This window comes from Serpentinicella alkaliphila (genome assembly GCF_018141405.1).
Classification (GTDB): Bacteria; Bacillota; Clostridia; order Peptostreptococcales; family Natronincolaceae; genus Serpentinicella; species Serpentinicella alkaliphila.
Genome location: NZ_CP058648.1, coordinates 2,565,091 through 2,589,870 on the forward strand (window position 1 = coordinate 2,565,091; position 24,780 = coordinate 2,589,870).

Genomic DNA, 24,780 nt, shown 5'->3' on the forward strand with positions numbered 1-24,780 from the left:
TAGATATCTTTAGCTAGAAATTAATTAATTATCCCCTGCGTTAACTCAGAAGTTTGACATATAAATTTCAATATGTTAACCTAAAATTAGTTACTATAGTAACTAATTTTATAATTTAAGACAAAGAAGGTGAGTTTGTGAAAAATCATTCAGATAGTCTTGGGTTTCTTTTAAATAATGCAGCTAGGTTAACTAAACTAGATTTCAGTAATAGAATGGATAAGTTAGGCATTACTTTTCCACAATTTTTGGTAATAAAAGATATATATAATTTTCAAGGAAAAAAAGAAGAGGGACTAACTTTAGCTGCTATAGCTGAAAGACTTAATTCTAATCGACCTAACATGACAGGGATTATTGATAGGTTAGAAAAGCAGGGCTTAGTCAGTAGAACTATAAACAATAGGGATCGTAGGTCTCAAATAATTACTTTAACAGAAAAATCATATAAACTTATGGAAGAACTTCATAAGATGAGCAATGAAACTACAAATAAAGCACTAATAGGATTTAATGAAGAGGAACAGAAGAGAGTAAAGGAATACTTATTTAAAATAATAAATAATTTATATAGAGAGTGACGATTGGAGGACTACAATATGAAAAGGACCGAGGAGCTAGGTAGCGAAAGTATAAGTAAACTATTAGTAAAGTTTTCTATTCCAGCTATAATAGGAATGTTGGTAAATGCATTATATAATGTTGTTGATAGAATTTTTGTAGGGAATAGTGAAGGTTCATTAGCCATTGCAGGGATAACTGTTGCGTTTCCACTGGTGTTAGTAATTTTAGCTTGCGCTTTATTAATAGGAGTAGGTTCCGCATCACTAATATCAATTCGATTAGGTGAACAGAGAGAAGAGGAAGCCAGGGTTATTCTAGGTAATGCATTATCATTATTATTGATAATTTCATTTTTAATTACTACAGGGTCAATATTATTTTTAGAGCCACTTTTAAGATTATTTGGCGCAAGTGATGCTGTACTCCCTTATGCAAAGGAATACACTCGAATCATTATGTTGGGGAATTTTTTCTTCTTAGTAGGTATAGGAATGAACAACATTATTCGTGCAGAAGGAAGTCCTAAAATTGCTATGAAAACAATGATGATTGGTGCATTTACAAATATAGTTTTAGACTATCTATTTATATTTGTATTTGGATGGGGTATAAGAGGAGCTGCTGTCGCTACTGTAATAGCCAAAGGTTGCGCTGCAGCCTGGGTAATGTATCATTTTACTTTTGGAAGTAGCTCTTTAAAAATTGAGTCTAAGTATTTAAGGTTGAAATTTAATATTGTCAAATTAATAATAATGGTAGGTTCAGCTCAGTTCGCTCTGCAATTAGCAACTAGTTTATTTAACTTTATTATGAATAAAAGCTTAACTATTTATGGGGGAGATACAGCCCTATCAGGTATGGGAGTAATGATGAGTATAATGACTCTTATATTGATGCCTATATATGGAATAACACAAGGAATGCAACCTATAATAGGTTTTAATTATGGAGCTAAAAAATATGATAGAGTGAAAGATGCACTAAAAAAAGGAATTATTGCTGCAACTTCCTTATGTATGGTAGGATTTTTTTTAATCAGGGTATTTCCTGTACAATTAGTATCTCTATTTAATAATGAGCCAGAACTAATAGCTTTTGGAGTAAGATCTTTAAAAGTCTATATGGCCCTTCTGCCATTAATAGGATTTCAAACTGTTGGCTCAAATTATTTTCAAGCAATTGGTAAACCTAAACAGGCTGCTTTTCTAAGTTTAACTAGGCAAGTAATATTCTTAATTCCAACCTTATTAATACTTCCTAGGTTTTTAGGTTTAGAGGGGGTGCTTTTATCAGGACCAGTTGCAGATTTATCCGCTTTTCTAATAACTGGTTTTTGGGTGTTAAATGAGGCTAAAAAGTTAGATATTGATAATTTAACGGAGGAAGAAAAAATGGTTGTAAATCCAAGTGATATTAGCTAGGTTTATATTTTGAAAAACTCTCGAATATTGATAATTTAAAATAGTGAAGAGTAAAAAATTGTGATAAAATACTATTAAACAAATATATCCATTTATATTAGTAACAAAATAGGGGGTTCAAATTATGAATAAAAACGAAGCAATTGAATGGATTAAGGCCCTAGGAGTTTCCGTTATACTTGCAGCATTTTTAGTTATGTTTGCCAGACCAACAATAGTTTATGGAGATTCTATGAATCAAACATTACAGCATAAAGATATTTTACTGACTAATCAAGCTTATTATAAAGTAAAGGATTTCACCTATGGAGATATAATTGTATTTAAATCTATAGAAAACACAAATTATATTAAAAGGGTAATAGGTGTAGGTGGAGATGTAGTTAAAATCCTTAATGGTGTAGTCTATATTAATGATGTGGAATTAATTGAGGAATATATCTTTGAAGATGATTATTTATCTTCAGATTTGGAAGTAATAGTCCCAGAAGGCAAAGTATTTGTGTTAGGGGACAATAGAAATGATAGTAAGGATAGTAGGCATTGGGCAGTCGGGTTAGTTGACGAATCAATTATAGTTGGAAGAGCATATGTACGACTATTTCCATTTAAAAATATTGGTTCTATATAGAAAATTATTAATATAAAGGGGTAGATAGTTGAACGTATACTAACTACCCCTTATTATGCGATAATACAAAAACCTTATATTTAAAAAAATTATATATTAAATATGATTAATAATATTTCAGAATTATTATCTATCATTTAGGTGGAGTTAACAAACAATAATAATTAGAGTGTTAGATTGTAAAATCTATTCTTATTAAAGGCCCAAAAAAGAACTGTTTTAGTTTGAAAAATCTGCCAATGAGCCTTATCTAGATGATTGAGATTTATACTTTAGGATCGTTAAAATCTATGCATATCTGTTTGTAAAAATAAATAAATGTTTATAAATTATTGCTGTTAAGTATTTTCCTAATAATTAGTTTTATAAATTCTAGAATTAAGTTTTATTTTACTTTTTCTGAGTATATATTATGAATAGATGGGTTAAAACTTGATAGATAGATACATAATATTATAACCTAAAAATAAACATCTAGGAGGCCAATGGATGTTAAAAAAGAGAATTGGACTTATAATAATATTATTATGTTGTGTGTTTATGGTGAGTTGTAATGCTAAGGATTCAACCACTTTAAAAACAGAGGATCTAAATTTAAGAATAACTGAGTTAGAAAATGAGCTTTACGAATTACAGACTAAGGTTGATGTGTATGAATTATTAGATAAGAATTTCGCAAATGTAAGTAATAAAACATTAGAATTTTTCAGAGCAATGCGTAGTTGTGATAAAACCACATTGCTTAGTATGCTATCAAGTAATTTTACTTTAGAGGATATTAACGGCAACATTTATATTAAATATTCTTCCTTGGATGAACCAGATAGTGAATGGTTACTATGTAGTAAAAGTGAAACACTTAAAGATATGGTTTTACAGGGGTATGAATATAATGATTTGGAAAACAGTTTTATTGTTCACACTAGATTATTTTATTTAGATGAAAATGGTGAACCGACTATTACCCCAATTTTTATGACATTGTTTTTTGAAACTATAAGCTGGCAAATTAAATACTTATATTTTGATGTGTAAAATTATGTTAAAGTTTGGTAAAATCAATATAGAAGTAATTAACTTAGGTTAGATAGATAATGATAGCCTAAGTTTTATTTTTATAGTAAAGAGGGGTGTTTATATGAGTACTTTCGGTTTAATACAATTATTTATAATACTTATATATTTTGCTATCCCTGCATTAGTACTATATTTTATATTAAAATTGGCTATAAAGAATGCAATAAAAGAATTAAAAGATGAAAACATATTATAATTTAAAAAGATTAAATTTAGCTAGGGAAAACAAAGAGGTATATAAATAACCAAAGGACGGGGGAGGATGTGGATGCACGAATACAAATTTATAAAAATAGATTTAAAATCTGGTCTTAGAGGTAGAAAGCCACTTCAGGATTATCATGAAGTGATTCATGAACATGCTTCAAAAGGATGGCGTTTAGTACAAATTTTTGCTCCACCAACAATTGGGTATGGTGCAGCCGAATACTTTGAGCTTATATTTGAGAGAAAGAAATAACTATAAAGTGAGGTAAGCAAATGAAAAAGCAGATTATAGCCATGAGCAGTGGTGGGTTTTCTATGCAACCAGCTAACTCAATATTAGACTATTATGTTCTTAATCAAAGCGATAAAACCAATCCTAAGCTGTGTTTTTTACCGACGGCAAGTGGTGATGATGAAAGCTATATCCTAAAATTTTATAGTTTCTTTAGCAGTCTTAACTGTGTCCCAAGTTATTTATCATTATTTAATCCACCTACTAGTGATTTAGAAGACTTTATAATGAACAAGGATATTATATATGTTGGTGGAGGAAATACGAAAAATCTTCTTGCTTTGTGGAAAGAATGGAACCTTCACAATATACTAAAAAAAGCATATGATTCAGGCATTATTTTAGCAGGTTTAAGTGCTGGTGCTATATGTTGGTTTGAAGAAGGTGTAACGGATTCTATACCAGGTGAACTAACGAAATTAGAATGTTTAGGATATCTTAAGGGCAGTAGCTGCCCTCATTATGATTATGATAAAAAGCGCAGGCCTGCATTTCATAGACTCTTAAATTCAAAGGAGATACAAGATGGCATAGCCATAGATGATGGAGTGGCATTGCACTATGTCAATGATGAATTGTATAAAGTTATAAGTTCGAGCTACAAGTCTAAAGCCTATAAGGTTTCCTTAGATGGGGATGAAATAAGAGAAGAACCATTATCTAATATTACATATCTGGTGAATAATGAATTAGGCAAGTGAATTTAATTGCATAAATATGCAACCATCATCACAACTGTATATTTATGCATTGTGGCTTGTAAATTTTGGAGTTATTTAAATGGAACTATTCTTTATATATAATAGTCTAAAGTATATCTAATTATCTAGGAGGTATTACTTTTGATAAAAAAACTAACTATACTATTTTTAATTCTTATCACTATTGTATCATTATTTACTGGATGTGTTTTTGAAAAAAGACAGGATAACAAAATTGAATATGAGCTAAATGAAGATGGAATCATTAAGCCAGAATTTGCAGAGCAAATAATTCAAGATTCATCACTTGAAGTGATTACTGCCTTAAAAAACAGTGATTTTGAAAAATTGTCTACATTTGTTCATCCTACTAAGGGAGTGAGGTTTACACCATATACTCATGTGTCAATAGATAATGATGTTGTGTTAACTAAGGATGAAATAAATGAGTTATCAAATGACCAAAGTGAGCTTATGTGGGGATACTATGATGGCATCGGTACGGAAATATTATTAAGTCCTAAGGAATATTACGAAAAATTCGTTTACAGTGCTGATTTTGCTAATGCTGATGAAATTGGATATAATACAGTTCTTAGTTTCGGTAACGTTTTAGAAAATCAATTTCAAGTATACGAAACCCCTATAATTGTTGAATATTATTTTCCCGGCTTCGATCCTCAATATGCGGGCATGGATTGGGAAAGCTTAAGACTAGTATTTGAGGAATCTGAGGGAAAATGGCTACTTGTAGGAATAATTCATAATCAATGGACAATATAAATCATAATATAATGAGGGGTTGCAAAATCCCTCCTTATTTTTTGATACAAAGTGATTTTAAGGAGGTAAAAACAGTTTAGAAAAATAGCATTAAATAGTATTTAAACACAATAAAAAGCATTTTATTCATCTTTAAATATGCTATTATTAGATATAAGGAGATGATTTTATTTCTGATAAAATAATGACTCAGAAAGAAGCTTGTGAATATTTAAATGTTTCAAGAACCACAATTCTTAGGTGGGAAGATGAGGGTGTTTTCAGCCCTATTAGAACAGCTGGAAAACATAGAAGATATAAAATAGAAGACTTGGATAGGATGTTAAATAAGAAATACACACATCATACGCTTAAGAATTGCTTAATATATGCTAGAGTTTCAACAAAAAAACAGCAAGAATCAGGAAATCTAGACAGGCAAATAAACAGGTTGATGGAGTATGCAGTATTAAATAAATACCACATATCAAAGAAGTAGCTAGTGGAATTAATGAAAACAGGAAAGAATTAATAAAGTTACTTGAAGATATTAAAAGCTCAGAAATTAATTATTTAATAATAGAGTATAAAGAAAGACTTGCGAGATTTGGTTATAGATATATAGAAGAATATTGCAAATCTCACAATGTCGAGGTGATTGTTCTAGAGAGTCAAGAAGAAAAAGGTTTAAACAAAGAAATGGTCGAAGATATGATTTCAATAATTACTTCTTTTTCAGCTAGAATTTATGGCAAACGAGGTGGCAAGAAAGTCAAAGAAACTTTATTTAGATTAGAAAAAGAAGGTGAAGGCAATTAAGACTACCGTTAAGGGCGTATTGATTAATATTTCTAACGAATATCTAGACGAAATAAGTGAATTAATGACTGTTTTTTCATCAGCTAAAAGATTCGCATTTAAGAGACTTAATGAAGGAAAGATTAAGAAAGGTGAGCTCGAAAAATTAATAGCTCATAAGTATGGGATAAATATTCGCCAAAGCAAAGATGCTGCTCAGGCCGCAAGGCAGATGATTGCTTCACAAAAATCATTGATTAAGGATTATTATGAAAACTATGCTAGAAAAGTTAAAGCTATAGAAAAACAATTGGAAAAAGCTAAGTCACAGAAAAAAACTCATGCTCTAACTAAAAAACTTGAAAAAAGAAAAAAGAAGCAAGAGTTTTATAAAAACCATATAGATAATGACACTATACCTAAAATCATCTTTGGTGGGAGAAATAATTTCATTAGAAGATGCAAAGGACTAATTTCCAATGAAGAATGGAAAAGCTTAAGAGATAATAACTACTATTCAAGAGGAGATAAAACTAAAAAAGGAAATCCGAATTTAAGAATAGTTATTACAAACAACATGGCCTTTTTAGAAATATCTACCTTAGAGAAAAATGAAAATAACAAAGCTGTAAAAATAAGAGTGCCTCTATATTTACCTCAAAAGCTTTCCAAAAAAACAGGTAAAATCAATGGTAGAAACTATAGGCAAATAATTTCAGATTACCTACTAACTGGTGAAGCCTATCAAGTAGAGTTAATAAAAAAGGATGACAAAATTTACTGCCACATAACTATAGATGAAAGCAAAATTAGAGAATATAAAGAAGAGTTTAACCTCTTTAACGGGGTTATTGGAGTGGACACGAATCCAGATGGATTGGCTTTAACGAGGCTTGATAAAGATGGCAACTATAAGTGGTCGGTGTATCTGAAGGAATCAGAATTATTGTATGCACGAACTGATAGAAGAGAAAATCTTTGCGGTGAACTAATAAGAAATGTGGTGAATATAGCTAAGTCCGAACAATGTGCTATAGCGTTTGAAGATTTAAAATTCAAAAACGATAAAGATGTGAAATCTAAATTTGCTAGAACTAAGCACCAGTTTATTTATGGCAAGCTGTTATCAATGCTAGATACTAGAGCTATAAGAGAAAATATTCAGCGCTTTAAAGTGAAGCCGCAGTTCACTAGTAAAATAGGTCTTTATAAGTATTGTCATCAGTATGGGCTAGATGTTCATAATGGAGCTGCTTTAGTTATAGCTCGTAGGGCATTTGGATTTAATGAAAAAATTCCTAAAGTATTAAAAACTAAGTTATTAGAAAAAAGTGAATTAGAGAAATTCAATAAACAGGTTAACTGGAAAAAGTGGTCAATAATAAACCAAAGAATTAAAAAGAAAGGTGGTGAATATCCTAGTTTGTGGCTAAAGCACAGGAAATTATTGCTTAATATATCATGATACATTGATATTTTAAATATATAAAAGCTAATATCTTGCTAAAGGACACCTAGAAGGAAAAGCCTTTAGCAGCAGTAGATATAAAATTAGGGAGAGGCAACACTTCTAGTTCTGTTGTACTTAATTACTACATGTAATTAAGGCTTACTGTAAGTATGCGGAGCTTGTAGTCAAGTGACTGCACCTTAGTAGCTGAATCCTGTGATGCTACCGCTTTTTTAAAAAAGTGAAAAACTACAATAAATAGTAGTTTATGATACTGTTTAGTGCAGTTTTAGAAACCAGGTTTTAATATGCCATTATCGGTAATTTCGCTACTTATTATATTAGCTTTAATTTTAATACCATTATTTTTTGGGATTAAAAAATTTAATACTAACAGAAAAATATCTATTGTTCTACTTTTAATTCCTTTAATAATATTTGGAGTTATATATAACTTCATATATAACTTGATGTACATTACTTCTCCGGAGGCATTAGACCTTGAATTAATTCAAAAGAATCAAGAGTATTTAGTCAATGGAAGATGGATTAAAAAATTTGAACGATATAGTTATGGCAAGGATTTTATTGCTATACACTTGCCAGAGGGTACAATTATAAGTAGCTCGAGTTTAAAGAACTTCGAGATAATAAAAGAAGAGGATACATATTTATCAGAGGATCTAAATGCTGTAATTAAGAAAAATCCGAACTATGATTCTTCAAAGAATATAACATTATTTATGATTGACCTGTCAAGAGAATTTCAGTTTACATTTGAGCTGAACAATTTTTTATCTAAAAATGATGTTACTATTCAGTATGTACACGTTTATTATCCACCGATGGACTTTTTACGTTACTGGGTTAAAACAATTAATGGTGTATACGAGGATCCTAAGGAAATGAATAGGTAGTAATTATAAAAACTAGTTGAAGATGAATGGAGACTAGCTATGAAAAGTTATTTTAGAAGATACTTTTATTTTATTTTAAGTGCATTGACCTACATATTGATACACGAAGGTGTACATTTACTTCAAGCTTTTAAATATGGAATTTATGAAGGAATTAGAGTAAATCCATTAGGTATTGAAGTTATGATAGCTGAGCCACTTACTATTAGTGGGATTAAACTGGCTATGTTTTCGGGACTTAGTAGTATAGTAACTATCTCTATTGGTTATTTTTTATTTTTTTCAACCAACGGAATTCTAGGATTAAACAAAAAACCAATTGAAATATACTTATATTACGTTACCCTGTTGTTTATGTTGATTGATCCCCTATATTTATCTATTTTATCTTTTGTTGTAGGCGGAGACATAAACGGTATTACTTTAGGGTTAAATATATCATATGAGTCTATTAGAATTCTATTTTTTATTATTGCTTCCATAAATCTTTATTTAGTTTATAAAAAGCTTTATCCTAAATATGTAATAGTAGCCTAAAATGCAAATACTACTAAAAAGAGGACATAGTCTCTCTTTATAGTAGTTATTTTTATAATTACAACCTTTATAACGGAGGACATTTATGAATAAAGAAATGAAAGCTAAATTAATAAGAATTGCTAAACAAAATATTCAAAAAGATTCTTCTTCTAATGAAATTAATCATGCTATTAGAGTATTAATTAAGGCAGAGTTTATTGCTAAAAAAGAAGGTGGTGACCTTGATGTAATCGTACCTTCTGCTTTGTTCCATGATATTTTCTGGTACCCTAAGGGACACTCCAAGTTCAATTATGGTCCTTATGAAAGTGCTGGTTTTGCAGTCAAAGTTTTAAATAAAATAAATGGGTATCCCCATGAGAAAATACCCAAGGTGTATAGTACCATTAAACAATGTTCACTAAATAAAAGTATTAAACCTGACTCTATTGAAGCTAAAATACTACGGGATGCTGATCGCTTAGATGTAACAGGGTCAATTTCTTTAACAAGAACAATTTCTTCGATGGACCAGGCAGACTGTAAGGTATTTAATTTTGACAAAGGAACAATTGAACGGCTTGACAAGAAATTAGACTTTAAAATAGATGTGTTGTATTCTAGCATCGTAAAAATAACTGATTTAATGCATACTACGACCGGAAAAACACTTGCAGAAAAGAGAACTAATATTCTAAAGAAATATATGATTTATATGAACTGATAAGATACTTCTATTTTCGAGATTACTATATTCAGTATATGAATCAATTTTACTTATGATTTTGTTTTCTATGTTGGTAATAGCTATCCTGAATTTCAGGATAAAAAAATAATCACCCTGCCCAACCCGCAGTGTGATTAATTTGATTTAGTCCATTTGTGGCAACAACACCTTGCAGCATCGATTACCTTTTTATATATAATACCACATTATTATAAAAAAATAACATAATTTTTTACTTTTCTAGTAGAGCAAAAGCAAGCTTAAAGTTGAATTCTTTAGAGGAAATGTATATTCGATAGGCGAATAAGATGATGAAACTATGATTGAGACTATTTTATAAATTATCTAACAATTATTAAGTGAAGCTATTAAGAAAGATATAGAAATACCTATAGATAAATGTTTAAATGAGGATGAGTTACGGCTTAAGATTAGCACATAAAATTAAAAAGTGGGAAAGTCTTAAGTATGTGAAACCAGGATTTATAAAGGCCATTATTACCAGTTTTCTTACCAAAATAACATTTATGAGATATATAAATATTAATCAACTTTCTAAGTATGATACTTTAAAGAGTGTTAATAGCAAGATTTACTTTAAATAATAAATAGGGCGGAGTATAAGACCAAAATATCATTGGGTTAATATACTTTTTATTTTTTAGACAACTATTCCCTAAATATACATTTAAAGAATAGTTGGATTAGACCTTTTTTCCCTTGAAAAAACAACAATTATAAGGATAATTTTTAAATTAATTACTTTCCTATTTTATAAATTTATCCAAACTATATCTATTCAATAATATTAATTAAGTAATTATAAATTTGTTTTAGGTCTAGTTTGTTTTTTTCTGGTAAGGATTTGCTTAAATCATTGTTAATAGTTATTTGTCTTATTAGTATTTGTTTAATTACTTGAGCTTTTTTGTTTTACTTGCTTAATTATATTTACTTAAATGTTTATATTGTATCATTCTTCAAGTTTCTATTGCTCATCACTGGATATTACTGGTTTATCTTTATACAATACTAAACCAATCTTCAGCAATTTAGCTTTTGCTCTCTCTAAAATATATTTATCTTTAAACTTAATCATTATAGTAAGATAATCAGTAATCGTAACAAATCTATCTCCGTTATTAAAAAACAACAACGGAAGCCCTTTCACTGCTATCTTACCTTGAATTTCAAATTCAATAAAATTTGTTATTATACCTCCTCTATACTGGTTGTTCCATTGTGGAATAGGATTTTCTATCCTAGCCTCTTCAAGTAGCACTATATATTCTTTATAATCATTCTGTATCCAGTCATATTGTTTGTCCTCAATTTTGTTGTTATAGAGAAGCCAATTTCTTTCTAGGTAAGGAGTAACTATTATTTCTTTATGTGCAAATATTATATTACACGCTTGTCTAAACATCTGAAAAAATTTCATTTCAAATTTAATCCATTGTCTACTTGAAAAAATTATGGGTGCATAAAAATTATTAAGTGAATCGAAACCCCAAGACTCATGAAAGTCAATCATATCAAGGGTCTTTAATATATCACTGGAAAATCCTAATGTAATAAAGTTTTCGAAATCATCCTCTTCGCCCCACTTATAAAAATATACAGGGACAATGTATTAAGCATCTTAACCATAGATATTGATTTCATAATTAATCTTCCTTTTTTATATAAGATTTATCTTATTATTATCCCCAACGCCCTTAGCACTAATATTATTATTTTAAGAGAAAATCATATTTAATCCTTTATTATAAATATATTTTAAATTATTAGACTTATTTCTACAAATTAAAATGTATATTATGTAAGCGCTATATCAAATGTCGACAACTGAGACTATCGAATTTCGACAATATATTTCCAAAGAAAAATGTTGTCGAAATTAACATATTGCTATATTCGACAAACATTATAGGGCAATTGTTGCATGTTAGTGTACTTTCGACATTTTTTAATTCTATTAATTGATAATACATATCACATGAAAATCAGATAAAAAAATTAAACAAGGCTTTAGGCCCTGTTTATTATAGGAGTTTATCATTATATATGCTTAATAGATTCAACCTATATATTTTATTTTCTAACACTTTTGTGTCTGTAGTGTATAGGTCTAAATCTTTCATTCTACTGAAATAATCAGAACCTGCAAATGTATATCTTCTCATCAAGCCATCATCACTGGTTACTTCCTCGTTAGCGAAGGCTATTAGGTCACCGGAAGCTAAATTTCTTGGAAGTTCTAACAATGGCATGCCTAGAAATAGTCTTACACTATTATGGCCTGCTAAACTACCTGTGACTATTGCTTCTGTATGACCAACAAACAAACCTGCCTTTTCCCCGGCGCATAAAAGATTATCTATGTTTTTGACTCTCATATTATTGTTTCTTGGTGCTATAGATAAATATCTTATAGAATTACCTACTCCACCAGCATAAGGATCTTCATATCTAGCGTTTTCGAGGCCTGGTATCTTTCTCAGTTTTTCTAATGGATAAAAAGGTGCCATTAACTTCGCATGACCTGTGTCTAATAGAATTATATTCTCGGCATATTCGCTTAAAGCATATTGCTGGCATACTTTCATGCTTAACTTATCATGATTGATATCCTCTTGTTCTAATGGAAGGATTACAACACCCTTTTTATTTAATTTATCTCTAAGCTCCTTAGATAATGAGTCCTTATTTAATTTGCAGGAGCCACTAAATGCACCGTAGGAACCATCTTTTCTTTGACCTAGTATATCCTCAACTCCTGCCTTATGACTTATACTTACTCTAGGGCCAAAGGAAGGACATCTTAAAATACACATAGCGCAACCGTTACCGTATTTTAAACAGTTACCCATTGATCCTGTGGATCCGGTTGTTTCTATGAAAACATCTCCACCAACTATGGTATTATCATGTAACTTAATGCCTTTTATTTCACTACCTTCTTTAACAACATCAACTACTCTGCTTTGAAAATGCAGCTTAATTCCGATGGATTTAAGTAAATTTCTTACTTTAGGTTCAACTAGTGTAACATCATACAGACTTGCATGTTTATGTCCTGGAAAATCAAGATTCTTATGACGGGAGCATTGGTCGGTGATCTCAAATAGTTCTTTTGCGCCTAAAAGTATACTTTCTTCTGAAGCAGTATATCTACCATTATTTCTCATAATACCACCGACATTACCTAATCCAATTAACATGTCAGTTCGTTCATATATTTCAACGTCAGCGCCAGCTTTTTTTGCCGTTATTGCAGCAGCACAACCAGCCCAACCCCCACCTATAATTACTACCTTTGCCACGTAAAATCCCCCTTACCTTGTTTGTCATAGTCATATTCTCAGAATTATAAAATTACTTGAGTTTTACATGTTTTAATTCTAAATCCATTTATGTCGTATGCTTTACAAGAACCACATATACCCTCACCACAACATATCTCGTGATTATTTGTAGCAACAATTTTTTTATTATTAAGTTCGGGAATTCTTTTAACTATTTTCATCCTTAATTGATCAGTAGTACCAATGAAGACAATTTCATAGTTCTCTTTACTAATTAAATCCTTAATGAATTTTTGTGTATCTTCATTTGCTAAATTATAGTTCCCTATTATGTTAACTCCATGATTTTCTGTTATAAAATTATGTTTTATAGAGCCACCATCTAACAATACATCTACAGTATTATTGTGGGATAGCAAATGTTTTATAACTAGTAAAGCAGGGGCTTGTGCAACGCCTCTTACTAAAAATAAGCATTTATCATTTTCTGTTCTTTTAAGATGTTCTATGCCATAAACACCATTCCAGTAAGGCCCTCTTATTAGAATAGTGTCCTCTGCATCGTTATTTATAGTTTTTGTCTTTACACCATGTATTTGAATTGCCATTTTGATTATATCTTTTACGGGGTCAGCTTCCATAATAGACATAGGCGTATCAAAAAATTGATTAGAATTTTTACTTCTAACAAACACATATGCACCAGGTTGATTTAACTGTCTTGCTAATGTGTGAGGTACGGCTATTGTGAGGACTATTACATTTCCTATAGTTTCTTTATTCAAAATTTTAGTTTCTATAGCTTCTCTTGACTCTTTTAGTTTGCTACCACAATGATAGAATTCTTGATAAACACACGTACCTCTCCAATTGCAATTACAAAATTTTTGATTCTGCAAATGAGAGCATGTAATACAATTCATTGTTTCAGCTAAGTAACAAGGGCAATATTCGCTTCCTACATCTATGCAATAAGACTGTTCTTTGTTCATTCCTTTACCCTCTCCCTTATGCGATAAATATTATAATATCAGAATATTGAAATAGCTAGTATATTGTTACAAGTAATTTAATATTATTGTAATTTATAAAGTATAAAGCAATAGCTTAAATTTCAATCTGAGCTATTGACGAATATTAAAATAAAGTACTGTATAATTGTTCTTGTTTTATACTAACTACATATTAATTTATGTATTAATACCTTATATTGTGATAAAAAAAATATCGGAGTAGCATTGCTCCAATATTTTAAGATAGATATATTTAATTAAATAGGAACCTTTTTAGTTTATCCATTAATGTTAGCTTTTGTATGTTTTCAGTGGTTAATAGATCTGATTTATCCACTAGTTTATTATCTACATATGTTAAAATTGAACCTATTACTTGGTCCTGATTCACTGGTGCTTCGATTTGTTCAGGTAATTCAAATACAGAAATCACTTTACTATCTATATTATTATTAAGTGGAATGATAAGCTTGCTATCGGTTTTAACGTATGTGAATTCTTTATCCCCATTTTCAACATAGATACGTTTTACATTCTGACCTTCTTCAAATTGTATATAAGGACTATAGTTTTCAAAGCTATGGTCTAATAGTTGCATAGTAGTATTGAACCAGTTCCCATCATTTAACGTAACAGCAACTAATTGCATATTATTTCTAGTTGCAGAAGCAACCAAGCATCTACCGGACTTTTTAGTAAATCCTGTTTTTACACCATCTCCACCTTCATAGCTATTTAGTATTTTATTTTTATTAGAAAAGTATTTAAACTCATCTCTTTCGGCAACCCACATTTTAGTCCTAGCAACTTCTTTGAAAACTGGATTTTTCAATGCTTCTCTAGTTACTATTGCTAGATCATAGGCCGTAGTGTAATGTTCTTTATGGTATAGACCATGAGGATTCATAAAGTTTGTATTGAGAGCTCCTAGTTCCTTTGCTCTCTTATTCATTAACTCTATAAACTTCTCATAAGAACCTCCTCCTACTTCATACGCAATAGCAGTAGCTGCATCATTTCCTGATCTAAGCATTAGTCCATATACTAAATCAGCCATTTTAACTTTTTCATTACTTTTTAAGTAAATAGAAGAGCCCTCAATTCCTTGTGCCTTAGGATTAACTGATACTATCTTATCCATAGCAACATTTTCTATAGCAAGTAGTGCAGTCATAATTTTAGTAGTACTTGCCATAGGTAGTTTCTCATGAATATTTTTTTCATAAAGAATACTACCTGTACTTACGTCAATTACTATTGATGCTGCTCCTGAAGTATCGATAGCAAATGCATTAGCGGTAAATATGCTTAAAAAAAGACTTAAAGCTAGTGTTAATATAAGTGTTTTATGTAGTTTTTTCAAAATAAAATCACCTCAAATTTATTTAGTTTAAAAATCACTTATATTATTATTCTCAAAAACACTTATCTTATAAATAAAAAAAGATAAGTCTAAAAATTTACTTATCTTTTTCAACGTTTTCATATATTATTTTACATCCAAATTCTTTACCTATTTTTTCGGCCTCTTCTATATCATCGTTACTCCAAATTGACCAACTGCCTTTAAGCCCGTCATTTACAAATATTTCAACCTTATCACTTTTTATAATCATAATTTTATTCTCTGTTTTTTTCATTTGATTCACTTGGTCTTCAACAGCCTCTATAATATCTATATCTAAAACCTTTAATGCTATAAATAAGCAAGACATGGCGTCTTTAAGTTCTTTTTTAGCTTTATTTACATCACCTTTCATAAGTGCTTTTAAGGATTCGGCTACCTCTTCATTTAAATGACTTACGGCGGTTTTAGGATCATTTGTACTGTATTTTCTATTAGACCATATTATTTCCATAGCCTCTTTTATATCCATATTATTAATCCCCCTAACTCTATATGGTACTGTCAAAAAAATTGTTGTTATAATCCTTCAACAGCCCTTTATTTCTAAATTTTATATTATAGCTTGCTCCTCCCCCTGTTTTGGTGTATTTTGTAGTTGCGAAAAAACAAAAATCAAAACCAAACGAAAGGAGCAAGTTATATGCATCAATTAGTTACTTTTTTATTTACCTTTATTCAACTACAAACTCAGATTATTGAGCTTCTTTTTCTTATGCTAGTAGGTAAAAACTTTACCCCTAAGGCTGATACTCCGATTGATAAAAAATATCATAAGCTTACTGTTGATCCACTACCTATACTAGGTCCATTGCCTATTACCAAAATCTATGATTACGATAAGTTGCTCATGGACTTTAAGCTCAAGCATAATAAAGAGTTAAAACCAATAAAGTACAGAGGTAAAAACATCCCACCAGCTCATTTGACATGCCCTTATTGTGGTGCTCCTCACGGTTACTTCTACGATAATAATGGCGGTAAAGGTCAATACCTTTGTAAGGTCTGTAACTCTACATTTTTTCCTTTTAATCCTTCTAAGGATACTGTTATTCACTGTCCATTCTGTCACTGCGCTCTGGAAAAGATTAAGGAACGTAAAGACTTTGATGTTTTTAAGTGCACTAGCATGAATTGCTCATTCTACAAGAAAAATATCCGTTTAATGTCACCTGATCAGAAGAAGCTCTTTGCTAAGGAACCCTATAGATTTAAACATCACTATATTTACCGTAAGTTTCACTTTGATTTTGTTCCTCTTTCTAAGGAGAATTCTGTTTTACCTAAGGTTGATTTATCTTCTATCAAAGTCTCACATCATGTCTTAGGCCTAATTCTTACTTACCATATTAATTATGGTATACCATCTAGAAAGACTGCTGCTTTAATGTATGATGTTCATGGAGTTAAGATTTCTCATCAGTCTATTTTAAACTATACTAGAGCCATAGCTCCTATTGTTAAACCTTTTGTTGATGGCTTTGAATATGATCTATCTGACTCTTTTTGTGGCGATGAGACCTATATTAAAGTAAATGGTAGATGGCATTATATTTTCTTTTTCTTTGATGCTGTTAAGAAAATAATATTATCTTACAATGTCTCTAAGCATAGGGATACTCTTAATGCTATTAAAGCCATTGACTCACTTTTATCTAAATTAAACACTTTACCTGATAATTTAAATCTAATCACTGATGGTAATCCCATTTATCTATTAGCTCAGCAGTTCTTTGCTCAGCATAATATTAATTTTGATGTTACTCAAGTTATTGGTCTTTCTAATGAAGATCCTGTTTCCAAAGAGTTTCGTCCTCTTAAGCAGATTATTGAACGTCTTAATCGTACCTTTAAGGGCAATTATAAGGCTACCACTGGCTATGGTTCTGAACCTGGGTCAGTTGCTAATGTTACTTTATTTGTTGCTTACTTTAACTTTCTTAGGCCTCACAGTAAGCTAGATGGCAATGTTCCTGCTGTAATACCTAAACTTAATTCTCTTGAACATATGCCCGCTAAATGGCTTACTTTAATTAAGATGAGCGAGGAATATATTAAGTCTAAACAACCTGCTTAGCCAATATCTTTATCCAGAGCCCAAGGTTCCCGCGCTGGGCGGTCAACACTCTTGACTGATAAATTCAAATGATACAATCTAAGGTCGAGGGTGTATTAGTCATGTTTAAATTTATATCTCCACCCTTCGCCCTCGGTATCTCCAGTGCATCATTTGAATTTATTTTAGAGTCAAGAGTTTGAATTTATTTATTCTTTAATTTTTTCATAGGTTATTTGACACTACCCTCTATATGAACTATTATACCCTTATTTATGGTTTTTAACAATTCAATATGTTGTGGCTCCTGATTAAGAAAGAAGCTAAAAAGAGGACCAAGTAGTCCTCTTATCAGTTATTTTTAATAGTCATCATTCAATACTATATTTACATCGTGAAGTGGCTGTTGTTGTTTTTGTCCATTCTTCTTATTATTTGTTATCATATTTTGTAAACCATTTAGAACTTTAGGCGTCATATTGATTAAATTATCAATCATATTAGCTCTTTGGTCTACAGGCATTAGTTTCATTTGACCTTTGCCAACTACCATAAATGCTACTGGCTGAACTGAAACTCCAGCTCCTGTACCCCCAGCAAATGGAAACTTTTCATTTTTCTTAGCAGTATCATCCCCACCAGCTCTAGGATTTTCAGTATCATTATTGAAGTCTCCACCACCTGAAGCAAAACCAAATGATACTCTAGAGATAGGAATAATTACAGTTCCTTCAGGAGTCTCCACAGGATCTCCAACAATGGTATTTACATCAACCATATCTTTGATACTTTCCATAGTAGTTTTCATTAAAGATTCAATTGGATGCGTGTTCAATTTTCTCACCAACCTCTAGTTTTATTTTTATAATTATAAATTTGATACATGCAATAATAATATAACCAATTTTTAAGGAAATTATACAATTAAGACGGGTTTTTAGCTGTGTGGTTTCATAGTTTGGTACCACTTTTAAATCGATATCATCTAACTTTAATTTATTATTAATAAAGCTCAAAATTCCAGACTTTAATCCCCACAATATACCAATAATAACGGCTGTTTCTGCGGCGTCACCAGTCCCTATTATTGTATTCCAGTATACTTTATCAAAGATTATTTTTCTTCTAATATAATTTATTGTTTTATTATATGTAAGATAAATTTCTTTAATCTTATCTTTATAATAGTGTATCTCATCCATATTTATTATTGCTTTGTCTGTTTTTTCTCCCACAGGAATATCTATATTCCCAACCTTAGCATTAGTCTTAATATGAGCTTCGAATACGTCTTCTCCAGAGTTTATTATATCTATGAAAGGAAATTTTTTCTCATATTTGAATAATCCATATAATGCTCTGGCATTAATTTCAATATGGTCATCTTCACCATCTTTCATTATTAAAAAGTTGATTTTTATTTTAGATCTAATTATTAAAACTAATAAACTAATAAATATAAATATTATTATTCCTACTATAATCTTCATCCTCTTTAACCACCTTAGTACGCACTTGTTCATTAGTTTTACCATAATTCTAATAAATAGACACTTTTTTAAATAAATAACAAAAAGAATTAACTATTTTACCAACAAATACAAAAACTTATAGTAAAAGTATTGACATTTATGAAAAAATCTATATATTTAATATAGGTTGGAAGATAATGCATCCATTCAGTATAATTATTGTATTTTGAAGGATAATAGATTTATTAACTTTAATTAAAACATAATAGGATGACTAGAGAGTCATCTGATTTTTTTTCATACATAATTATATAAATTTTTTTAAGGAGGAAGCGTTATGGAATTATGGTATACGGAACAACACACTGATAACGTTAAGTTTTCTTTAAAGGTAAAAGATCATCTATTTACAGGACAAAGTGAGTTTCAGAAAGTTGATGTGCTAGATACCTTTGAATATGGTAGATTACTTACTTTAGATGGACTTGTAATGGTTACAGATAAAGATGAGTTTATCTATCATGATATGATTGTTCATGTACCTATGGCTGTAAACCCGCAAATCAAAAAGGTATTGGTAATTGGTGGGGGTGACGGGGGTACTGTAAGAGAGCTTATGAGATATAAGTCAATTGAGCATGTTGATATGGTTGAAATAGACAAAATGGTTTGTGATGTTGCAAGAGAGTTCTTTCCAGCAATATCCTGTGATTTAGACAATGAAAGAGTTTCTTTATACTATGAAGACGGTATTAAATTTATTAAAAGCAAAAAAAATGAGTACGACTTAATCATTGTAGACTCCACTGATCCTATAGGGCCTGGAGAAGGTTTATTTTCTGTTGAGTTTTATACAGACTGTTTTAATGCACTTACTGAAAATGGTATTCTTACTAACCAAAGTGAAGGTGCTATGTATGAAACACATGCGAAAGAACTTGTTAGATCACATAATAAAATTAAGAACATTTTCACTATTTCAAAAATTTATCAAGGTAATATACCTACCTATCCATCCGGTTATTGGTTATTTGGTTTTGCTTCAAAGAAATTAGACCCAATTAAAGACCTACAAGCAGATGCGTGGAATGCATTTAATTTAAAAACAAAGTACTATAATACTGATTTGCATGTTGGAGCATTTGCTATACCAAATTTTGTTAAGGAGACAATCGAAAATGGAACTATTTAATAAATATAGCTTTATAAGTTGTGATTATGATGTAGAAGAAGCGGAAATTGTTATGTTTGGTGCTCCCTATGACGGGACAAGCTCATTTAGACCTGGGTCTAGATTTGCTGCAAGTAGAATAAGAATTGACTCCTATGGGTTAGAAACCTATAGTCCCTACCTAGACTTGGATTTACTTGATAGAAAAGTTCATGATGCTGGGGATTTAGAATTTGCTTTCGGAAACAGAGAGACTGTTCTAGATATGATTAAAACTTTTGTTGACTCTATTTATAAGGCTGGAAAATTTCCACTAATGATTGGTGGGGAGCATTTAATTACATTACCCGCTGTAGAGGCTGCGGTAAAGTATTATGATGACTTAGTTATTCTGCACTTCGATGCACATACAGACCTTAGAACAGATTATCTTGGTGAAACAAAATCCCACGCAACTGTTATTAGAAACATATGGGAGTTTTTAGGTGATGGCAGAATACACCAGTTCTGTATACGTTCTGGTCTTAAAGAAGAATTTGATTGGGCAGCTCAAGGTCACACTAACTTAAATAAGTTTAATTATGATAATCTTGAGGAAGTTGTAAATAACATAAAAAATAAGCCTGTTTATGTAACAATCGACTTAGACGTACTTGATCCTTCTATTTTCCCAGGCACTGGTACTCCTGAACCTGGTGGAATATCCTTTAGTGATCTGATGAAAATTATTAAAATTATGTCTGTATTAAATATTGTTGGGGTTGACGTAGTAGAATTATCACCAGATTATGATCCTACGGGTGTATCTACTGCTGTAGCTTCAAAAGTAATAAGAGAAATGCTTTTAGTTCTTAATAAAAAATAATACATAAATAAAAAAACAGATACTAATTCAATTTAAGTATCTGTTTTATATTTATAATATAATGCAGTTTGATTTATTGTGACAGCCTTTTTACAAAGTTATCTAATGAACATGTAATGTTCTCTAATTCTTTTGCAAGGGTTTGAACAACAAAAGATTGGTCCTGTGATGTGTCTGTATAAGATACTAGATTTGTAGAAACATTGCCTATAAGGTTTTGTATTGTTGTTAATACATCATCAATTTGTTTAACTGAGTTAGAAGTATTATCTGCTAATTTACGAACTTCATTAGCTACTACGTTGAATCCTCGACCTTCAGCACCTAATCTAGCTGCTTCAATTGAGGCATTAATACCTAAAATAGTAGTTTGTTTTGAGATTCCCTTAATAAAATCAATTATTTTATTTGTCTCCATTATATTTTCCTTAGTAGTTTGTACCATATTATTTAATTCTAATACAGTATTTGCCTGTTGATCTGAGCTAGCAGATAATTCTTCTAATCCCGCAGAGCTTTCCTGGAGACTTCTATTGATATTTGTTGCTACCTCATTTAAATTATCCATAAATATTCTTCTCTTATATTCTAAATAGACCATATGGCTAGAAATCATTGCTATAGGTTTTACAGTATCAATATCTCCATTTATACTAAGTACCCCTATACGTTCCCCTTCGTGATCAATTCCTATAACAAAACCAGGCAGTACCCCCATTCGTTCTGCCATTTCTGGGGTCATAACAATTGAATCCTTTTTTCTCGCCATTATATCTTTAGCACCTTCATGAATAATACCAATTCTTTCTTTCATTGTAGAAGCAATTATTCTACCACCATCCCCAAAAAAATGTGCATTAATGTTTGTTTCCTTTTTAATAAGTTCTACTAACTGTTGCGCGAAAACTGAATCAATGATTGACATAAAATGGTCCCCCCTATCATCTCAGCAAAATATTTTAAACTTCAACAAATTAAAATTTGTCATATCAAAATATGTAATACCATATACAATATTATACCATTTTGTAATTTGAATTTCCATTCTTTTAGTTATAATCGAAACTTTAGACTTATAAAGGTTAATATATGTTAAATAAAACAAAGAAAATCACATATAATTAAGGATTTGAGTCTTCAATAAATGTGATTTTATAATTTAAATTTTGTTTTATTGTGATAGCCTTTTTACGAAGTTATCTAAAGAACACGTAATATTTTCTAATTCTTTTGCAAGGGTTTGAACAACAAAAGATTGATCCTGTGATGTATCCGTATATGATACTAGATTTGTAGAAACATTACCTATAAGGTTTTGTATTGTTGTTAATACATCATCAATTTGTTTAACTGAGTTTGAAGTATTATCTGCTAATTTACGAACTTCATTAGCTACGACATTAAATCCCCTACCTTCAGCTCCCAATCTAGCTGCTTCAATTGAGGCATTAATACCTAAAATAGTAGTTTGTTTTGAGATTCCCTTAATAAAATCAATTATTTTATTGGTCTCCATTATATTATCTTTAGTAGTTTGAACCATATCATTAAGTTCTAATACAGTGGTTGCTTGTTGATCAGAGCTAGCAGACAATTCCTCTAATCCAGCAGAGCATTCTTGCAAACTTTTATTGATATTGGTTGCCACTTCATTTAAATTATCCATAAACAATTTTCTTTCATATTCTAGATAAATCATATGACTAGTTATCATAGCTATTGGTTTCATATCATATGGGTCTCCACTTATTCCAATTGCTCCGATTCGATTGCCATCATGATCAATCCCTACACTAAATCCTGGTCTTACCCCTGACATTCGTTCTGCCATTTCTTCGGTAATGGCAATAGAATCGGATTTTTTTGCCATTATATCTTTAGCACCCTCATGAATTGTACCAATTCTTTCCTTAATTGTTGACGCAATTATTCTACCACCATCCCCAAAAAAATGTGCATTTTGGTTGGTTTCTTTTTGTATAAGTTCTACTAGTTGTTGAGCAAAAACTGAATCAATGATTGACATAAAATGGCCCCCCCTTATCAACCGATCAAAATTCTTAAAAAACATCAAATTCCAACAAGTCACAATCGAAATATGTAATAAAATTACATATTATCTATTATATCATTTAGTTGACTATGATTCCATATTTTATTTTTAACTATTTAGTATACTCCGTCAACTTTTTTTAGGGGCAGGAATAGTATCAATAAAATACTTTAACTCTTTCCTCGATTGGTAAAAATTGTTTCTCATCAGCTGGTGCTATTGGTTTTCCAAATGGCATTTGGGATACTAGCCTCCAACTGCTTTGTATATTCCAACGTTGTTTAACTTCCTCATCTATTAATGGATTATAATGTTGTAATGATGCCCCTAGACCTTCAAGTTCTAGGCCTGTCCACACTATATGCTGAAGTATACCTATAGATTGTAGGGACCAATTTGGAAAATTATTTGCATAGGATGGAAATCTACTTTGTAAGTTCTCAACAACACTTAAATCTTCAAAAAAAAGTATTGTGCCGTACCCACTAGCAAAAGAACTTAGCTTTTTTTCAGTTGATGCAAATCTTTCTTTTGGAACTCTTTTACTTAATATATTTTTAGTTATGTCCCATAACTCTTTATGGTTCTCTCCAAATAAAATAACAGCCCTACCATTCTGAGAATTGAAAGATGATGGTGTATGTTTTACAGCATGTCTTACAATCTCAATAATTTTTTGTTCCGGCACTATTTTTTCATCATTAATATTATACATTGACCTTCTAGATTCCACCGCAGAGTAATAATCTTTTATCTCTGTCATTTTATTTCCTCCCTCATTTCATCTAATATTTAAAGTGGATAATTATTATCTATCGAAGATATTCCTTATCTCTTTATCATTTTCATCATGTATTTCTAACTCTTTAATATCTGGCAATTCATCTAAAGATTTTAAACTGAAAGTTTTAAGGAATGTTATTGTAGTTGCATACAGAATAGGTCTCCCGGTCTTTTCTAACCTTCCAGCCTCTTTAATCAAATCTTTTTCTAATAAGGTGCTTAGGGCTTTATCGCACTTAACTCCCCTAATTTCTTCTATTTCTACTTTAGTAATTGGTTGATTATACGCAATTATAGATAACGTTTCTAAGGCAGCTTGTGTTAGTCCCTTGTTTTGTTTTGGTTCAAATAGCTTCTGTAAATATTCATAATACTCAGGTCTAGTAGTTAATTGATAATATTCATTCATTTCGATTATTTGTATGCCTCTTAAATAGAAGTTAAACTCATTTATCATTTCATTTATTATTGCCTTTGCTTCATTGGCGCTAATATCTACAATTTTACTAAGATCTTTTGAAGAAATAGGTTCCGACCATGCAAAAAGAATTGCTTCGAATATTGATTTAATTTGTTTTTTATCCATTT

Annotated in this window: 30 protein-coding genes; 18 read left to right on the forward strand and 12 right to left on the reverse strand. The window is 30.5% G+C overall.

The genetic code is table 11. From position 1 onward, the window contains the following. Positions 1-137: 137 nt before the first annotated feature. The 11 genes from HZR23_RS13070 (at position 138) to HZR23_RS13115 (ending at position 7,918) form a co-directional block, all read left to right on the forward strand. Complete coding sequence (locus HZR23_RS13070; RefSeq protein ID WP_132849245.1) at positions 138-581, forward strand: MarR family winged helix-turn-helix transcriptional regulator; 444 nt, start codon at positions 138-140, stop codon at positions 579-581. 18 nt (positions 582-599) lie between these two features. Further along, on the forward strand, positions 600-1,985 hold the full coding sequence (locus tag HZR23_RS13075) for an MATE family efflux transporter (RefSeq protein ID WP_132849246.1): 1,386 nt from the start codon (positions 600-602) through the stop codon (positions 1,983-1,985). A 124-nt stretch (positions 1,986-2,109) separates the two neighbouring features. After that, positions 2,110-2,616: a signal peptidase I gene (lepB, locus tag HZR23_RS13080; protein ID WP_132849247.1), complete on the forward strand. Its 507-nt coding sequence runs from the start codon at positions 2,110-2,112 to the stop codon at positions 2,614-2,616. Positions 2,617-3,105: 489 nt separating this feature from the next. After that, positions 3,106-3,651, forward strand: a complete 546-nt coding sequence (locus tag HZR23_RS13085) for a hypothetical protein (protein ID WP_132849248.1) — start codon at positions 3,106-3,108, stop codon at positions 3,649-3,651. Between the two features lie 103 nt (positions 3,652-3,754). Continuing rightward, entirely contained in the window at positions 3,755-3,889 is a 135-nt protein-coding gene (locus HZR23_RS17635; RefSeq protein ID WP_279229902.1) for a hypothetical protein, read from the forward strand. A 72-nt stretch (positions 3,890-3,961) separates the two neighbouring features. Beyond that, a complete protein-coding gene (locus HZR23_RS13090) occupies positions 3,962-4,153 on the forward strand; it encodes a DUF4177 domain-containing protein (protein WP_132849249.1) in 192 nt (63 codons plus the stop codon). A 20-nt stretch (positions 4,154-4,173) separates the two neighbouring features. After that, positions 4,174-4,893, forward strand: coding sequence for a Type 1 glutamine amidotransferase-like domain-containing protein (locus HZR23_RS13095; RefSeq protein ID WP_132849250.1), 720 nt, complete (start codon positions 4,174-4,176; stop codon positions 4,891-4,893). A gap of 141 nt (positions 4,894-5,034) precedes the next feature. Beyond that, positions 5,035-5,676: a hypothetical protein gene (locus HZR23_RS13100; protein ID WP_132849251.1), complete on the forward strand. Its 642-nt coding sequence runs from the start codon at positions 5,035-5,037 to the stop codon at positions 5,674-5,676. A 184-nt stretch (positions 5,677-5,860) separates the two neighbouring features. After that, positions 5,861-6,154 (forward strand): helix-turn-helix domain-containing protein, encoded by a 294-nt coding sequence (locus HZR23_RS13105; RefSeq protein ID WP_132849252.1) that lies wholly within the window; start codon positions 5,861-5,863, stop codon positions 6,152-6,154. A gap of 32 nt (positions 6,155-6,186) precedes the next feature. Continuing rightward, the gene (locus HZR23_RS13110; RefSeq protein WP_243098261.1) at positions 6,187-6,474 is read left to right on the forward strand and encodes a recombinase family protein; all 288 of its coding nucleotides are present in this window, start codon (positions 6,187-6,189) and stop codon (positions 6,472-6,474) included. Positions 6,475-6,493: 19 nt separating this feature from the next. Then, a complete protein-coding gene (locus HZR23_RS13115) occupies positions 6,494-7,918 on the forward strand; it encodes a transposase (RefSeq protein WP_249536691.1) in 1,425 nt (474 codons plus the stop codon). A 274-nt stretch (positions 7,919-8,192) separates the two neighbouring features. Here the strand turns inward: HZR23_RS13115 and HZR23_RS13120 are convergent, their stop codons facing one another. Beyond that, positions 8,193-8,363 carry a hypothetical protein gene (locus HZR23_RS13120; protein ID WP_165913735.1) on the reverse strand — a complete coding sequence of 57 codons (171 nt, stop codon included), beginning with the start codon at positions 8,361-8,363 and terminating at the stop codon, positions 8,193-8,195. 7 nt (positions 8,364-8,370) lie between these two features. Here HZR23_RS13120 and HZR23_RS13125 point away from each other — a divergent pair, with 7 nt between their 5' ends. From HZR23_RS13125 to HZR23_RS18110, 4 genes are all read left to right on the forward strand, one after another. Next, a complete protein-coding gene (locus HZR23_RS13125) occupies positions 8,371-8,820 on the forward strand; it encodes a hypothetical protein (protein ID WP_165913736.1) in 450 nt (149 codons plus the stop codon). Between the two features lie 39 nt (positions 8,821-8,859). Next, positions 8,860-9,357, forward strand: a complete 498-nt coding sequence (locus tag HZR23_RS13130) for a hypothetical protein (protein ID WP_132849255.1) — start codon at positions 8,860-8,862, stop codon at positions 9,355-9,357. A gap of 85 nt (positions 9,358-9,442) precedes the next feature. Continuing rightward, positions 9,443-10,063 (forward strand): HD domain-containing protein, encoded by a 621-nt coding sequence (locus HZR23_RS13135; protein ID WP_132849256.1) that lies wholly within the window; start codon positions 9,443-9,445, stop codon positions 10,061-10,063. A 4-nt stretch (positions 10,064-10,067) separates the two neighbouring features. Then, entirely contained in the window at positions 10,068-10,175 is a 108-nt protein-coding gene (locus HZR23_RS18110) for a putative holin-like toxin (RefSeq protein ID WP_408641311.1), read from the forward strand. Between the two features lie 879 nt (positions 10,176-11,054). Here the strand turns inward: HZR23_RS18110 and HZR23_RS13140 are convergent. From HZR23_RS13140 to HZR23_RS13160, 5 genes are all read right to left on the reverse strand, one after another. Next, entirely contained in the window at positions 11,055-11,600 is a 546-nt protein-coding gene (locus HZR23_RS13140) for a hypothetical protein (RefSeq protein WP_207667914.1), read from the reverse strand. 511 nt (positions 11,601-12,111) lie between these two features. Then, positions 12,112-13,392: an FAD-dependent oxidoreductase gene (locus tag HZR23_RS13145; RefSeq protein ID WP_132849258.1), complete on the reverse strand. Its 1,281-nt coding sequence runs from the start codon at positions 13,390-13,392 to the stop codon at positions 12,112-12,114. 44 nt (positions 13,393-13,436) lie between these two features. After that, positions 13,437-14,366 (reverse strand): sulfide/dihydroorotate dehydrogenase-like FAD/NAD-binding protein, encoded by a 930-nt coding sequence (locus tag HZR23_RS13150; protein WP_132849259.1) that lies wholly within the window; start codon positions 14,364-14,366, stop codon positions 13,437-13,439. Between the two features lie 274 nt (positions 14,367-14,640). Next, positions 14,641-15,750, reverse strand: a complete 1,110-nt coding sequence (locus tag HZR23_RS13155) for a D-alanyl-D-alanine carboxypeptidase family protein (protein ID WP_132849260.1) — start codon at positions 15,748-15,750, stop codon at positions 14,641-14,643. A gap of 97 nt (positions 15,751-15,847) precedes the next feature. After that, positions 15,848-16,264, reverse strand: a complete 417-nt coding sequence (locus HZR23_RS13160) for a nucleoside triphosphate pyrophosphohydrolase family protein (protein WP_132849261.1) — start codon at positions 16,262-16,264, stop codon at positions 15,848-15,850. A gap of 171 nt (positions 16,265-16,435) precedes the next feature. On the opposite strand from HZR23_RS13160, the gene HZR23_RS13165 reads away from it, so the two are divergent. Beyond that, positions 16,436-17,869: a DDE-type integrase/transposase/recombinase gene (locus HZR23_RS13165; protein ID WP_132849262.1), complete on the forward strand. Its 1,434-nt coding sequence runs from the start codon at positions 16,436-16,438 to the stop codon at positions 17,867-17,869. A gap of 340 nt (positions 17,870-18,209) precedes the next feature. On the opposite strand, the gene ytfJ is transcribed toward HZR23_RS13165, so the two are convergent. Next, positions 18,210-18,656, reverse strand: coding sequence for a GerW family sporulation protein (ytfJ, locus tag HZR23_RS13170; RefSeq protein WP_243098260.1), 447 nt, complete (start codon positions 18,654-18,656; stop codon positions 18,210-18,212). A gap of 7 nt (positions 18,657-18,663) precedes the next feature. Further along, the gene (locus tag HZR23_RS13175) at positions 18,664-19,338 is read right to left on the reverse strand and encodes a DUF2953 domain-containing protein (RefSeq protein ID WP_165913737.1); all 675 of its coding nucleotides are present in this window, start codon (positions 19,336-19,338) and stop codon (positions 18,664-18,666) included. 319 nt (positions 19,339-19,657) lie between these two features. Here HZR23_RS13175 and speE point away from each other — a divergent pair, with 319 nt between their 5' ends. Both speE and speB read left to right on the forward strand, forming a co-directional pair. After that, positions 19,658-20,512 carry a polyamine aminopropyltransferase gene (gene speE / locus HZR23_RS13180; RefSeq protein ID WP_132849265.1) on the forward strand — a complete coding sequence of 285 codons (855 nt, stop codon included), beginning with the start codon at positions 19,658-19,660 and terminating at the stop codon, positions 20,510-20,512. Continuing rightward, positions 20,499-21,356, forward strand: coding sequence for an agmatinase (gene speB, locus HZR23_RS13185; RefSeq protein WP_132849266.1), 858 nt, complete (start codon positions 20,499-20,501; stop codon positions 21,354-21,356). Before speE ends, speB begins: the two co-directional genes overlap by 14 nt. 73 nt (positions 21,357-21,429) lie before the next feature. Here speB and HZR23_RS13190 read toward each other — a convergent pair whose 3' ends face one another. The 4 genes from HZR23_RS13190 to scpB form a co-directional block, all read right to left on the reverse strand. Further along, positions 21,430-22,281: a methyl-accepting chemotaxis protein gene (locus HZR23_RS13190; RefSeq protein WP_132849267.1), complete on the reverse strand. Its 852-nt coding sequence runs from the start codon at positions 22,279-22,281 to the stop codon at positions 21,430-21,432. 246 nt (positions 22,282-22,527) lie between these two features. Continuing rightward, complete coding sequence (locus HZR23_RS13195; protein ID WP_165913738.1) at positions 22,528-23,382, reverse strand: sugar diacid recognition domain-containing protein; 855 nt, start codon at positions 23,380-23,382, stop codon at positions 22,528-22,530. 184 nt (positions 23,383-23,566) lie between these two features. Continuing rightward, positions 23,567-24,172 (reverse strand): nitroreductase family protein, encoded by a 606-nt coding sequence (locus HZR23_RS13200; protein ID WP_132849269.1) that lies wholly within the window; start codon positions 24,170-24,172, stop codon positions 23,567-23,569. A 45-nt stretch (positions 24,173-24,217) separates the two neighbouring features. After that, positions 24,218-24,778: an SMC-Scp complex subunit ScpB gene (gene scpB, locus HZR23_RS13205; RefSeq protein WP_132849270.1), complete on the reverse strand. Its 561-nt coding sequence runs from the start codon at positions 24,776-24,778 to the stop codon at positions 24,218-24,220. Positions 24,779-24,780 lie beyond the last annotated feature (2 nt).